9 protein-coding genes are annotated in these 14259 nt (G+C 61.5%); 3 read left to right on the top strand and 6 right to left on the bottom strand.

The window, feature by feature from the left end; translation table 11 throughout:
- Window positions 1-108: 108 nt before the first annotated feature.
- The 3 genes from AB6804_RS20940 (at window position 109) to AB6804_RS20950 (ending at window position 4755) form a co-directional block, all read left to right on the top strand.
- Window positions 109-1440: an MFS transporter gene (locus AB6804_RS20940; protein WP_370888078.1), complete on the top strand. Its 1332-nt coding sequence runs from the start codon at window positions 109-111 to the stop codon at window positions 1438-1440.
- Window positions 1441-2168: 728 nt separating this feature from the next.
- Entirely contained in the window at window positions 2169-3017 is an 849-nt protein-coding gene (locus tag AB6804_RS20945) for a hypothetical protein (protein ID WP_370888079.1), read from the top strand.
- A gap of 145 nt (window positions 3018-3162) precedes the next feature.
- Window positions 3163-4755 carry a diguanylate cyclase gene (locus AB6804_RS20950; protein ID WP_370888080.1) on the top strand — a complete coding sequence of 531 codons (1593 nt, stop codon included), beginning with the start codon at window positions 3163-3165 and terminating at the stop codon, window positions 4753-4755.
- A gap of 118 nt (window positions 4756-4873) precedes the next feature.
- Here the strand turns inward: AB6804_RS20950 and AB6804_RS20955 are convergent, their stop codons facing one another.
- The 6 genes from AB6804_RS20955 to AB6804_RS20980 form a co-directional block, all read right to left on the bottom strand.
- Window positions 4874-6022, bottom strand: a complete 1149-nt coding sequence (locus tag AB6804_RS20955) for a DSD1 family PLP-dependent enzyme (protein ID WP_370888081.1) — start codon at window positions 6020-6022, stop codon at window positions 4874-4876.
- 112 nt (window positions 6023-6134) lie between these two features.
- The gene (locus tag AB6804_RS20960; RefSeq protein WP_370888082.1) at window positions 6135-7382 is read right to left on the bottom strand and encodes a CaiB/BaiF CoA transferase family protein; all 1248 of its coding nucleotides are present in this window, start codon (window positions 7380-7382) and stop codon (window positions 6135-6137) included.
- Between the two features lie 126 nt (window positions 7383-7508).
- Window positions 7509-8798: an MFS transporter gene (locus AB6804_RS20965; RefSeq protein ID WP_370888083.1), complete on the bottom strand. Its 1290-nt coding sequence runs from the start codon at window positions 8796-8798 to the stop codon at window positions 7509-7511.
- 230 nt (window positions 8799-9028) lie between these two features.
- Window positions 9029-12091, bottom strand: a complete 3063-nt coding sequence (locus AB6804_RS20970; protein WP_370888084.1) for an FAD-binding and (Fe-S)-binding domain-containing protein — start codon at window positions 12089-12091, stop codon at window positions 9029-9031.
- A 53-nt stretch (window positions 12092-12144) separates the two neighbouring features.
- Window positions 12145-12927 (bottom strand): 2-keto-4-pentenoate hydratase, encoded by a 783-nt coding sequence (locus AB6804_RS20975; protein WP_370888085.1) that lies wholly within the window; start codon window positions 12925-12927, stop codon window positions 12145-12147.
- The gene (locus AB6804_RS20980; RefSeq protein ID WP_370888086.1) at window positions 12924-14144 is read right to left on the bottom strand and encodes an alanine--glyoxylate aminotransferase family protein; all 1221 of its coding nucleotides are present in this window, start codon (window positions 14142-14144) and stop codon (window positions 12924-12926) included. The genes AB6804_RS20975 and AB6804_RS20980 overlap by 4 nt, the downstream gene beginning before the upstream one ends.
- Window positions 14145-14259 lie beyond the last annotated feature (115 nt).

Raw genomic sequence — 14259 nt, forward strand, 5'->3', positions numbered from 1 at the left:
TCTTTGCCCGCGATGCATCGCACATCGCGGGCAAGGGGGACGCGCGCATCGCGTCTTTCCATCGCCAGTATTCAAAAGAGCACCGCTCGCCTCCCAAGGAGGAGACACATGCAACCCGCCAATCAAGCCGCCGGCGATGCCGGTATCGAAGCTCGCGTGTCTCGCAAGCTCGCGTGGCGCATCATTCCGTTCGTGATGCTGCTTTACTTCATCAGCTTTCTCGATCGCGTCAACGTCGGTTTTGCGGCGATGACGATGAACAAGGCCATCGGCCTGTCACCCACCGCGTTCGGTTTGGGCGGTGGGCTGTTCTTCATCGGCTATTTTCTTTTCGAGGTGCCGTCGAATCTGATTCTGCATAAAGTCGGCGCGCGCATCTGGATCGCACGCGTGATGGTTACCTGGGGCATCGTCTCAGTGGCGTCAGCGTTCGTCACGGGGCCGAACAGCTTTTACCTGTTGCGCTTTCTACTTGGCGTTGCCGAAGCGGGCTTCTTTCCAGGCGTCATCCTCTATCTGAGCTTGTGGTTCCCGGCGAAACAACGTGCGGTGGCTGCCGCATGGTTCATGGCCGCCGCGCCGATCTCGACAGCCATCGGCTCGCCGCTCTCCGGCGCGATCATGCAGATGCCGCCGATGTTCGGCCTCGCAGACTGGCAATTGCTCTATATCATCGAGGCGATCCCAGCGATCGTACTTGGCTTCGTCGTCCTAAGGTTTCTAACCGATACCCCCGCGAAAGCTCATTGGCTGTCGACCGACGAGCGCGAGTGGCTCATTGCGAAGCTCAAGGCCGAGGCGGACGCCAAGCAGGCGCATGCAGGTCATACGGCGAGCGCGTGGAACGCGTTGCGCGATGCTCGTGTCCTGGCGCTTGCTCTGATCTACTTCGGCACGTCGGCGGGGCTTTACACGCTCGGGCTGTGGGCGCCGCTCATCATTCGCCAGTACGGGTTCACGGCAATGGAGACCGGTCTCATCAACGGCATTCCGAGCGTGATCGCAGTCGTCGCGATGATCCTGTGGGCCAGGCATTCAGACCGCACGCAGGAACGTACGTGGCACGTGGTCATTCCGTGTGCGCTGGCATGTGTTGGCTTCGTGTTCGCGGGTCAGGCAGCGACGGCCCTGTTCGTGGTCCTTGCGCTCGTCGTGGTGAATGTTGGGATCAGTGCGGCCAAGGCCCCGCTTTGGGCGATGCCGAGCATGTTTCTCTCCGGCGCCGGTGCCGCGGCCGGCATCGCGATGATCAATTCGATCGGCAATCTGGGCGGCTTTGTCGGACCGTTCGCGATCGGCTGGCTCAAGAACGTGACGGGCGGATACGCGGCGGGCTTGTATGTCGTCGGGGCAACGCTCGCGATGTCTGCTGTCATCACCTTGATGTTGAGTCGCAAGGCGAAGGGTGAAAGGCAGCATGGGGTTACGGCCCGGCCATGATTTCATGCGTGCATGCCGTCATGCGCTCCGCTTGCGTGTGAGTGTTATGGGGCGCGCGGGCGTCCCATTTCAGTTTGCCGGCTGCCTCCGCGCGAAGGGCGCATGTCGAGCGACTGCCGGCTATCGTGGCGCTCGTGCATCCATTGTCAGCAGCCGACATTCGTTGAGCTTGCGTAAAGGACGCGCGTTCTTGCGCTGTCGCCCGCTTGCACCAAGATTGAGGTCTGGCTTCATACGCAGAGGCCGTTGTAGAACAACGAATTCGAAGAACGGGCGGCCGCGCCGAGAAGCCAAGGATTCGCATCTTGGTCAACTGCGCCTGCTGGTGTGACGAGGGGCGCAGACAGAGCATGACGGGACTCGTCAAATCCTAAGCGCCCTTCGCAGCCTTACAAGACCTTAGTCCACTGAACGGCGTGGTACGCCATCGAACGACCGTGTCTATGAAACGGCCAAGTCTTCTGCATTACGTAGACGTCTAACACCGTCCGTGCGGGTGAACAAGAAGCCGACAGAGCTTCGATAGAAGCGCCGCTTACCGCCCTAGCTTCTTTATTCTCCCGGCAACGACGTCCGCACGGGCTTTCGAGGCGAAATCCCGGTGGCCGCAGATCGACGTCGGCCCGGCACTCGTCGCGCTTTCCGACAGCATCTCGCGACGAAATGCTCAGCTTTATTTTAAGATAACCCCTTTCAGCGGCTCGGCAACGTGTGCCAGGGGTAGTTTCGTGTTTTCTTGGAATCAAAGTCGAGATGCCGCCGTATGGGCCTTCGGCGCAGCGTTGTGCCTTTCTGCGGCAGTGCACGCGCAGGACGCCCGCTGCGCAGCGCCGACGCCGGCAGCCGCTACGGCGACCGCAGCGAGCACGTCGGCGGAAAGCATTCTTTCGGCAACGGCTCTGCCGCGGCAATTTGCAGGCGACGATCCCGAACAGGTAAGGGACGCCTTGGCTGCCGCGACGTCGCCAAACAAGAAACCTGCGACGAACCCGAGCATCGCGGGCCGCGTGCGCCGGTTTTTGGCGCGTCCGTTTCATCGGACGTCGAACGCTGCGGTGCCTTCGAGCGATGACCAGTCCAAGGCTCAGCGGACTTTTGCATTCGTAATACCGGCGTCTTACGGGGTGCGTTTTGAATCCAAAAAGAAATTGTTGTCCGTCAACGTGTCGCTTGCGGCACCCGAGCAGCCTGACGTAATCCTGCTCAAGCGCAAAGTGGAAGGCCAGAGCGGCCGGAAACTCGTTATTGCACCGGAAGCGAAGGCGAAGGGCTTCATTCAGACTATCGACACCATTCAGCTGGAAACGGACGACCGCGGTAAAACGAGCGTGCGTGGCAGCGCATTGCTTCCTGACTTCGATCCGTCGCGTGGCAACGGCGACTTCGCGATCATGCTCGTCTGTTCGCTGGAACGGCCTTATTTATCCGATCGCTCCGAGCACAGCGATCCCACTGATGAAGAGCCCACCGACATCACGCGGAGGACATCGACATTGCACGGGCGTATCGACGCGGTGTGGCTCATCGACAGGAACAAAGGGACGATCGTCACAAGGCGCCTTCGTCTCGTCAAATAAATGCAACTGATCCCCTTGAGGTGGAATGACGACGCAGGCCGCGCGCTCGACCGACACAGAAAGCTCCTGTTTCATGGTGTTTTCATTACGCAACGAGGTCGCGCCGTAGGTCGACGAACGACAAGCCCGCGTCTTGGAAAGACGAATGCCCCGTAGTCTGAAAGCCGTACGCAAGACCGGCCGCGTCGTCGGACTGCGCTTGTTCCGGCGTAACAACAACGCGTGGCTGCGCGTCGCTGACGTGTTCTCGCGCTTCCCGTTGCTCGCCGGGATTATCGGCACGGCAATGGCACTGTCGATGGGCGTGCTTTCGTTTGCCGCGCTCTGGCAAGGGCGCGCGCAGGCGCTGCAGAATGCACATGAGGCGTCCGAGAATGTCGTCGCGACGCTCAGTGCGGATATTGCACGCAATGTGGAATGGAGCGATCTGTCGTTACGCACCATCGTGAGCAGCATGGAGAATCCCCAAGTCGCGAGGATGTCGCCGGCACTCCGCCCGCTCGTGCTGTTCGACGGCGCGACGGCGGCGAGCTATATCGGCGGCGCGTTCGTCATGAATGCGCTGGGGCAAATCACCGATGCGCGCGACCCGTCGAACCGCACGGACCTCTCGTTCAGCGATCGCGGCTATTTCCAGGCCCACGCGCAAGACGCGAACGTCGGGCTGTATATTTCGGGGCCTTACGAATCTCGTTTGCGCGGCGGCAGGCCATCCCTCGCATTGAGCCGGCGCATCAACGCGCCCGACGGCTCGTTCGCTGGCGTCGCGGTCATCGCGCTGAACACGAGCTACTTCGATGCTTTGCTATCGCGCGTGAACGTCGGGCGCGCGGGGTCGGTTTTCATTGTGCAGCGCGACGGCGTAATGCTTGCACGAAAGCCTCCCTTGCAAAACGATGGCACGGGGAAGGCAGCGCGAAACGTTTCGGTTTCGCCAACCTTCGTCGCGATGAAGGATCTGCCTTCGGGCTCGTACATTTCCACGTCCCCGCTCGATGGTGTCCGCCGTCTCTATACCTTCGTGCGTGTGCCGGGCACCAATCTGATCGCTGCCGTCGCGCCCGCCGAGGACGATGTGCTCGAAGGCTGGCGGCATCGAAGCGCAATCATCGGCGGCCTCACGCTGATGTTCGGCGGCGGCTTCATCGCCATCTCGTGGCTGCTGGCGATTTCGCTGCGATCGCGCGCCATCGCGCTCGAGAAGTTGCAGCGGCTCGCCGGTACCGACTCACTGACCGGCCTAAGCAATCGTCGCGCGCTGGATCGCCGTCTCGGCGAGGAGTGGCGCCGCGCGCGCCGCAACGATCAGCCGCTATCGGCCCTCTTCGTCGACGTCGATCACTTCAAGCTCTACAACGACACATACGGCCACGCAATGGGCGACGACGCACTCGTCACCGTGGCCGATTGTATTCAGCATGCAGTGAAGCGCCCCGGCGATATCGTCGCACGCTATGGCGGCGAGGAATTCGTGATCGTGCTGCCCGGCGCAACGGCGGCGAGCGCGGTACTGTTCGCCGATCGGCTGCGACGGAAAGTCGAATCGCTTGCCATTCCTAACAGCGGTTCACCGCGAGGGTTCCTCACCATCAGCATCGGGGCCGCGACGACGATGCCTCGCCAGGGCAGCGACGCGCTCAAGCTGCTCAACAGTGCGGACGCCGCGCTTTACCGGGCGAAACGCGCCGGACGAAACCAGGCCATTCACGAAGATTGTCTCGCTGGCCGCACGGTGTAAAGATACGGATGGCGTGCTGCATGCCGTGTGCTTCGGCATTTTGCATTCGAACGAGGTGCGCGATGAAAGCGTCTCCCATCCCGCTGGCCGTCCATCCGCGCAACGCGGACCAGGACAACTAGCGGGACAAACCGCGCGCGTCGATTGCCCAGAAGTCGACCACTTCGTCGCCGCGATAGCACACGTACTCGTCGTAAAGATTGACGGTCGGATCGCAATGACCCGGTGGCAGCAGGATGCGTTTGCCGAGTAGCGCCGCTGTATCGTGCTGTTGGCCGTCTTTCGCATGCAGCATGCCGTGTTCGTCATTCGCTGCGGCGTACGCGAGCGCCGGCTCGTCGCTGCCATCCAGCCAACGCACGCTACGGGGAAGGCCCGAATCCACCGCAAGCCCTTTCAGGCCGACATCGCAGACGGCCATTCCGGGCCGCGTCGCGCTCATGATCGTCGACAATACCAAAAGGCTATGACGCCAGCGCAGGTTGCCGTTCCATGCGAGCGAACCGTAATCGCCATCCATGAAGACATACGATCCCGGTTGGACTTCCGTATAGACGCCGCTCGCCGCATCGAACTCGACGGTGCCGGTGCCGCCGCCCGTCACGATTGCACTTTGAATGCCGCGTGCTTCAAGTGCGCGCACGAAGTTCGCGGCACGATCGGCCGCGTGACCCGCCTCGGCTTTGCGTGCGTTCCAGTCGGCAATGTGCTGCGCGCCGCCGTGATAAGCCTGGATGCCCGCGAAGCGCAGCGCCGGCTGGTCGGCTATCGCATCGACGAGTGACAGCAGCGCGTCCTCGTTCGTCACGCCGCAACGATGCTGACCGGCATCGACTTCGGCGAGCACATCGATGTTCACGCCCGCGCGAGCGGCGGCATCGCCGAGCGCGTTCACTTGCGGCAAGGCGTCGACGCAAACGGAGAGGCGCACGTGCGCCGCGAGTTCGACCGCCATTGCAAGCTTGTCCGCGCCGACGAATTCATTGCTGATATGGATGCTCTCGATACCAGCAGCCGCAAACGGATAAGCCTCCGATAGCTTCTGACAGCACACGCCGACCGCTCCCGCCTCGATCTGACGCCGAGCAATGGAAACAGACTTGTGTGCCTTGGCGTGCGGTCTAAGAGCCACGCCGCTGCCCGCGACAAATGCCGCCATCGTCGCGAGATTAGCTTCGAACGCATCGAGATCGATCAACAGCGACGGGGAAGCGACAGTCGAGAGCGCGTCGCCGACACGGCCAGCGAGAGGGGGCACGAGCTTCATGGTTAACTTTGACGTTTGACGAGTGGGCAGGCGGTCCGTCATCTTACCGTCCCGCGTTTGCACTCTGCATGCTGCATGCTGCATGCTGCATGCAACACGCAAACGTCAGCCATCACGCCAGCGCATCAACCTCCAGAATCGCGCCCTCGTCCTTCAGCGACCGTATGCGCGCATCGTCGAAGCCGTATTCGTGCAGCACTTCGGCCGTATGCTGTCCGAGCGTCGGCGCTGAACGCGATGGCGTCGTGCACCCATCGGAGAAGTGAATTGGCAACCCGATACCGCGCATAGAACCCGCAAGCGGATGTTCCGTCTCGACGATCATCCCGCGCGCAATGGCCTGTTCATGCGACGAAGCCTCCGGCACGCTGAGCACGGCGCCGCTGGGCAACCCGATTGCATCGAACACTGCGAGCCAGTCGGCGGTATCGCGCTCGACCAGCTTCGCGGTCAGAATCTCCACCAACGTCTCGCGATACCTCAAACGGCCAGCATTGGTCTGAAAGCGTTCGTCTTCGGCAAGGCGTGGAATGTCGAGCACGCCCACGAGCCGCTCGTAGTTGCTCTGGTTCGCGGCGCCGATGTTCACCCAGCCGTCCCGCGTGCGAAATGCCTGATAGGGCGCGCTGGTCGGGTTCGCGGAGCCTGCCTTCGGCAGCACCGTGCCGTCCGCGAAGTAGTTTGCAAATGCCCAGTACATCTGTTGCAGTCCCGCTTCGAAGAGCGACGTGTCGACCATCTGCCCCAGACCCGTCGTCTTCTTTCTCGCATAAGCCGCGCTGATGCCGAGCGCCGCGAGAATGCCAGCGTTGATGTCCGTCACCGGCGATCCCGCCTTGATCGGCGCCTGGCCGGGCTCGCCTGTCATGCTCATCAGCCCGCTCAGGCCTTGGGCGATGAGGTCGAAACCGCCTTTGTCGGCCATCGGCCCGGTGCGCCCGTAACCGGAAATAGCGCAATAGATGAGGCCAGGGTTGACCTGCCTCAGCGCTTCGTAGCCCATGCCGAGTTTCTCCATCGTGCCGCGACGATAATTCTCCGTGACGACATCCGCCGTCGCGAGCATCGTTCTCAGCACCTCCTTGCCGCCTTCCGTTTTCAGATTCAGCGCGATGCCGCGCTTGTTGCGGTTCACGATCAGGAACGACGCAGACTCCCCGCTCGGAAGAATCGGCGCAAACCGCCGGCAATCGTCGCCGTTCGGAATCTTTTCGACCTTGATGACATCGGCCCCCATGTCCGCGAGCATCATCCCGCAGATCGGTCCCGACATGATGTGCGCCAGCTCGATCACGCGCATGCCCGCGAGCGGCCCTCCGCCCTGTTCCGTCGATGCTGCTGTTTGTTCAATGTCTGCCATATAGATATTCCTGGTAACTCGCTGTCACGGTGTAGTGACAAGCGGCCGCGAACGTCGTCGGTTCAGGTTGCATGCTGCATTCGGCACGCAACATGCAATTCCGTCGCCACGCGGCCAACTCGCGCCTCACACCAGCTTGCCCGCGTGCGCGGCCTGAGTCTTCTCTTCTTCGGCTTCCAGCGAACGGTCCGGTCGCATCGTGAACGAAAGGATGATGCCGGCCGCCATGACGATCATGGATACGGTGAACGGCAGATTCCAGTTGCCTGTGCGGTCGATGATCCACCCGCCGATGACCGGACTGATGATCGCTGCAAGCGCCGATCCTGAATTCATAATGCCGGATGCCGTGCCCGCATGCTTCGGTGCGATGTCCATAGGCACCGACCACATCGGCCCGATCGTCATCTCGTTGAAGAAGAAGCCAGCCGAAAGGCAGATTGCGACGAACGTCATCGATATGTTGGACACGAGCAAAATCGGGGCGAGCGACAGCAAGGTCAGCAGCATGCAGACGCCGACCATCACATTGCGCGCGAGACGCACGTTGCCGCTCTTGCGCAGGATGCGATCGGTCACCGAACCACCGAGATAGTCACCCAGCACACCCGCGAAGAACACGCCTGACGCAAACAGCGCGGACTTGCCAAGCGGCATGTGATAGTTGTGCAGGAAGTACTGCGGAATCCAGCCGAGAAACAGCCACAGCACCCAGCCATAACAGAAGTACACAGCCGTGACCGGGGCCATGCGGCCAAGCAGAAGGCGCCACGGCACGGGTTTGCGTTGCTTGACGCCCGAGTAGTCGGCAAGGGTCTCGCATTCGCTCTCGGTGATGCGCGGATGATCGCGCGGATTATCGCGGAAATAGAAGACCCATGCGATGGCCCACGCGAAGCTGACGATACCGGTGATAATGAATGCACCGCGCCAGCTCGTAGCCACCATCAGCCACACGATCAATGGCGGCGCCACGGCATTGCCGATGCGCGATGCTGCATGCGTAATACCTTGCGCGAAGCCGCGCTGATCGGCCGGCATCCAGTTGGACATGGCGCGGGTCGCCGTTGGGAACGTCGCGCCTTCGCCGAGCCCGAGCAGCACTCGCGCGACGATCAGCGACACGAAGCCGCCTGCCATGCCGGTGAGCACCGTTGCGCCCGCCCAGATGATGGCGCACAGCGTGAGCGTTCGACGCGGGCCAAAGCGATCGCCGACCCATCCGCCGATGATCTGGAAAATCAGATACGGATAGGCGAATGCAGAAAACACAAAGCCGATTTGCGTGTGCGACAGACCGAGTTCGGCGCCGAACTGACTTGCGGCGGTGCTGACATTGACGCGGTCGATATAGGTGATGAAATACATCGCGCATAGCAGCAATAAAACGCGCGTAGTGGCTCGACGGAACATCATCGTCTCCTTGAGATCGCGTGCGTATCCCCGGCGCGGCAATGCGCCATGGTCACGGCATACGGAACATCGTTGGGTGCGTCGAATGAGGGCGTAGTACCCGCGTGCACTGCTACGGTCTGCGTCTATGCGAGCGGCGGGTGCGAGGTTTGCGAAGTGATGTCATGGCGTCGTCTCCTGTCTCGGATTATCTGCATGTCCGCTGTTATGGTTTCGATAAAAACCTGCTTTATTCACCTCAGGCTCGAGTGAGTTTTTGACAGCGCGCGTTCGAGCACTCGCGCCACATGCCATGCTTCAGTCCGCGCGCCGTCCGCAATTTGATGCCGGCAGCTCGTGCCGTCCGCGACGATTAAGGCATCGCCTGCATCCCTTGCCTTTCGTACGGCCGGCAACAGCGACAGCTCGGCCATTGCTTGCGATGCCTGATAGTGCTCCGCCTCATAACCGAAGCTGCCCGCCATTCCGCAACACGAGGACTCGATCGTCTGCACATCGAGGCCGGGGATCCAGCTCAATACCGTCTCGACAGGCCGCAGCGCATCGAATGCTTTCTGATGACAATGGCCGTGCAGCAGCGCCTTTTGCTTGTCGATCGGTCCGAGTTCAAGTTCCAGGCGTCCCGCCGCACGCTCTCGGATAAGGAACTCTTCGAACAGAAAAGATGATTCGGATAGCTTACGAGCTGCATCGCCGTATCCGTAGCCGAGGAACTCGTCGCGTAACGAAAGCAGGCATGATGGCTCGAGTCCGACAATCGACACGTTCCGCTCGACGAAGGGCAGCAATGCATCGAGCGCACGGCGCGCTTCGGCTTTGGCTTCATCGACGAGGCCTGCGGAAAGGAACGTTCGCCCGCAACATAAAGGACGCTCGCCTGCCTTCTCGTTGAGATGAACCACATAGCCCGCAGCTTCGAGCACTCGCTTTGCTGCGTGCGCGTTCTCCGGCTCCATGTAGTTGTTGAAGGTATCGACGAACAAGAGCACTTCCTTGTCGGCGGACGTGGTGCGCTTGTTGCGCGCATCGCCGAGGAAGGGTTTTTTGAAGACTGGGAAGGCACGCTGCGGCGCAAGCCCGAGGGTTGTCTTCAGCCAGCGCGCTGCGCGCGGCATGCGCGATTCGAACGCACCGCTCAGGGCCGGCATCCGGCTCGCATACGGCGCATAGCGTGGCAAGAACGCAATCAGTTTTTCTCGCAGGCGCAATCCATGACGCTCGGTCCATGCTGCACGCGCTTCGATTTTCATGCGCGCCATATCGACGCCGGTCGGACAATCGCGCTTGCATCCCTTGCACGAGACGCAGAGATCGAGCGCGTCTTTGACTTCCTGACTTGCGAGTGCGTCGCCGTCGTCACCGAGTTGACCGGACAGCGCGAGCCGCAATGTATTCGCGCGGCCTCGCGTGACATGTTGCTCGTCCTTGGTGATGCGATAGCTCGGGCACATCGTGCCGGCGTCGAACTTGCGGCAGTGGCCATTGTTGTTGCACATCTCCACGGCCTTCGCGAGTCCGTGGGTGAGGTCTCCGCCTGAGTGCGCGGCTCCTTCTCCGCCGGTCAGCGGATTACGCGTCACGTTCCATGCAGACCAGTCGAGTCGCGGTTCGAATGCGCGCTCGCGATACGTCGGCGGAAAGCGAAAGTTTGCGGCATCGTCCATTTTCGGCGGCGCAACGATGCGATCCGGGCTCATGCGGTTGTCGGGATCTAAGAGCCGCTTGATATCGCCGAACGCTTCATTGATGCGCGGCCCGTACTGCCATGCGACCCATTCGCCACGGCATAGGCCATCGCCGTGTTCGCCCGAATAGGCGCCCTTGTATTCGCGTACGAGCGCCGCCGCTTCTTCCGCGATGGCGCGCATCTTGATTGCGCCATCGCGGCGCATATCGAGGATCGGCCGTACATGCAGCGTACCGACGCTCGCATGGGCATACCAGGTTCCTTCTGTGCCATGCTTCCTGAAGACTTCGGTGAGACGGTTCGTGTACTGCGCAAGATGCTCGAGCGGTACCGCGCAATCTTCGATGAAGGACACTGGCTTGCCATCGCCCTTCATGCTCATCATGATGTTGAGGCCCGCCTTGCGTACCTCCCAAAGCGCTTTTTGCGACCCCGCATCGGGCATCTGCACGACGGACCCAGGCAAGCCGAGATCGCTCATCAACTCGACCAGTTGCGAGAGCTTGCTCATCTGCGTGCCACGGTCCGCGCCCGCGAATTCCACCAGCAGCACTGCTTCCGGTCTGCCGACCAGCGCCTTTTCGATGACAGGACGAAACGCGGGATTCGACGTTGCCAGATCGATCATCGTTCGATCGACGAGTTCGACCGCAACAGGACCGAGCTCCACGATGTGCTGCGTCATGTCCATCGCATCGAAGAAGCTCGGAAAGTTCACCACGCCAAGCGTTTTATGCACGGGCAGCGGCGCGAGCTTCAACGTTAACTGACGGCTGAATGCGAGCGTTCCTTCTGAACCGACCAGGAGGTTCGCGAGATTAGGTTCATCCGCACTGAAGGGCAGCGGACTCTGGCAGTCGAAGAGGTCGAGGTTATAGCCTGCCACGCGCCTCAAGACTTTTGGAATGCGTTCGCGCATCTCATCGCGCTCACGCATGGCGATGTCGCGCACGCCTTCGATGAGAACGCGCGTGCGAGCATCGCTCTGCATCGTCGAAAGCCTGCCGAAGCGCGCTTCGTGACCATCGGCGAGTATGGCGTCGATAGCGTCCACGTTATGCACCATGATCCCGTATTCCATTGAACGGGAGCCGCACGAATTGTTGCCTGCCATGCCCCCGATCGTGCATTGGGCGCTCGTCGATACATCCACCGGAAACCAGAGGCCGTGCGGTTTGAGCCACGCATTCAGGTGATCCAGCACCACGCCCGGCTCTACCGTGACGGTGCGGGCATCCTTGTCGAAGTGGACGATGTTATTGAGCCACTTCGTCGTGTCGATGACGAGCGCTTCGCCGACGGTCTGCCCGCATTGACTGGTGCCCGCTCCGCGAGCAAGCACGCTCGCGTTGCTATCGCGCGCGATGTCCAGTGCGCGTCGCAGGTCGTCCTGATCTTTCGGCACGACGACACCGATCGGCATGATCTGATAGATCGATGCATCGGTCGCATAACGTCCGCGCGATGCCCGATCGAACAGTACGTCGCCTTCAAGCTCTCGTTGAAGACGCGCCTGCAAGGGCGTCGGCGTTGCGTCGGGCCGTGCGCGCGCCGACGCGGGCACGAGATGAATCGGCTTGACCAGACGGTCGGTCGTGTAATTGAGCATCGTCGCTGTCGGTGAGTGCCGGATGGTCTTTTGAATGCCTGATGCGGCATGCGTTATTCGAAATGCAATTCGACAGGCGGTAGGCCTTCGATTGCTCCGGTCGCAGTGCCCGGCCTGGCCGGAAACGCGATGCCGGTATACGAGCCTGCCGTGACCACCGTGCCCAGCTCTACAGTCAGCCCGCGCGAGACCGCATGGTTGATCGTCCACGCGAGCAGGCGGCGCGGATCGCCAGCCGGATTTGCGGGCACACCCTGAACGAGCGATGCATCGTCGTACATGAATGACATTGACGGCGACACGAACGGGAACGCTTCGTCGTACGGCACGCCTTCACCGACGACAAGCGCGCCGTGATTCTGCAAGTCCGCAAGCTGCCACAGCTTGTCAATGTCGGGCCACCCGGCGAAGCGGCTCGCGACCACTTCGATCGCCGCATGCACGCGATCGATTGAATTCAAAATGTCGGCATCGCTGTACGGCCCGCTGTTCGCTGCAAAGCTGCGATTGAAGGTGAAGGCCACTTCGAGTTCGAGACCCGCCTTGCCGAAGCCCTGCATCGAAAGTCGGGCGCCCGAGCGATGCACGCCGCTTGCGGGAAGCAACGCGCCCTGGATGGGGCCGTCGGTAGACTTCGCGCCGACCTTCCAGCCGCCGATCGCCTTACTATCGTTGCTGTCGGCGCCCAGCGCGCGGAGCGTCGCTTCCTGCGCGGCGAAAGCGTCGTCCATGCTCGTGGGGCGTGCGGTCTCGGGCAAATCATCCAGCTTCGCCCGATGCCCGCGTGCCTCGGCGAACAAACGTGCAAGCGCGGCTACGTCGAACGCGGCGCTCATGCCGCGACCTTCAGTTCGGGCTTGGCGACGTGTTCCGTCAAATAGTCCATGGCGGCCGCGACGCCGCTCTCTTGCAGCGGGATTCCCGCCAGTTTCAGCCCCATCTCGCAACCGGTGAGCGCGGCCATCAGCGTGAGATCGTTGCAGTCACCCAAGTGACCGATGCGGAACATGCGCCCTTTCACCTTGCCGAGCCCCGTGCCGAGCGACATGTCGAAGTGCTCGTAAATGAGCTTGCGCACCGCGTCGGCATCGACGCCTTCGGGCGTCATCACGCCGGTCAGTACGGGCGAGTACACCTCCGGATCCGCGCACTGGATCTCGAGACCCCACGCGGTCACCGCCGATCGGCACGCGGCGGCCAGCCGGTTATGCCGTGCGAACACGTTGTCGAGTCCTTCGCCGAGGATCATGTCGAGCGCTTCGGCGAGGCCGTACAGCAGATTCGTGTTCGGCGTGTAGGGCCAGTAGCCCTGCTTGTTCATCTCGATGATCTCTTTCCAGTCCCAAAACGCGCGTGGCAGTTTTGCTTGCCTGGATGCCTCGATCGCCTTCTGCGAAACCGCATTGAAGCTGATACCCGGCGGCAGCATGAGGCCCTTTTGCGAGCCTGAGACGGTCACGTCGACACCCCATTCGTCATGGCGATAGTCCGCAGACGCGAGACCCGAGATCGTGTCGACCAGCAATAGCGCGGGATGGCCGGCCGCATCGATCGCGCGGCGCACTGCGGCGATGTCCGACGTCACGCCGGTCGAGGTTTCGTTATGCACGACACAGACGGCTTTGATCGCGTGCTGTGCGTCGTCGCGCAGACGCTTTTCGATCGTGTCCGACTGCACGCCACGACGCCATCCTTCGATGCCCGGCAAGCCAAGGAACTCGGGCTTGAGGCCGAGGTTCTCGGCCATCTTTTTCCACAGCGTCGCGAAGTGGCCGGTCTCGTACATAAGCACGGAATCACCGGGGCTGAGCGTGTTCGAAAGCGCCGCTTCCCACGCACCCGTGCCGGACGCGGGATAGATGACGATCGGCTGAGTCGTCTTGAAGACCTTCTTGATCCCATCCAGCACCTTCAAGCCGAGCACGCCGAATTCTGGTCCACGATGGTCGATCGTCGGATAGCTCATTGCCCGCAGAATCCGGTCGGGCACCGGGCTAGGTCCGGGAATCTGCAGGAAGTGTCGGCCAGCGGGATGGAAATCGAGCTTCAGCATGGTAGCGAACCCTTGAAATTGAATTTTGCATGCAAAATACTGTAGCCCAGTGGGTGAGTCAGGCAAAGGTTTTATTAGGCCGAATGGCCTAGGGATAACCCGCTGGCGGTTTTTC

The sequence above is a fragment of the Caballeronia sp. RCC_10 genome (assembly GCF_041360715.1).
Classification (GTDB): Bacteria; Pseudomonadota; Gammaproteobacteria; order Burkholderiales; family Burkholderiaceae; genus Caballeronia; species Caballeronia grimmiae.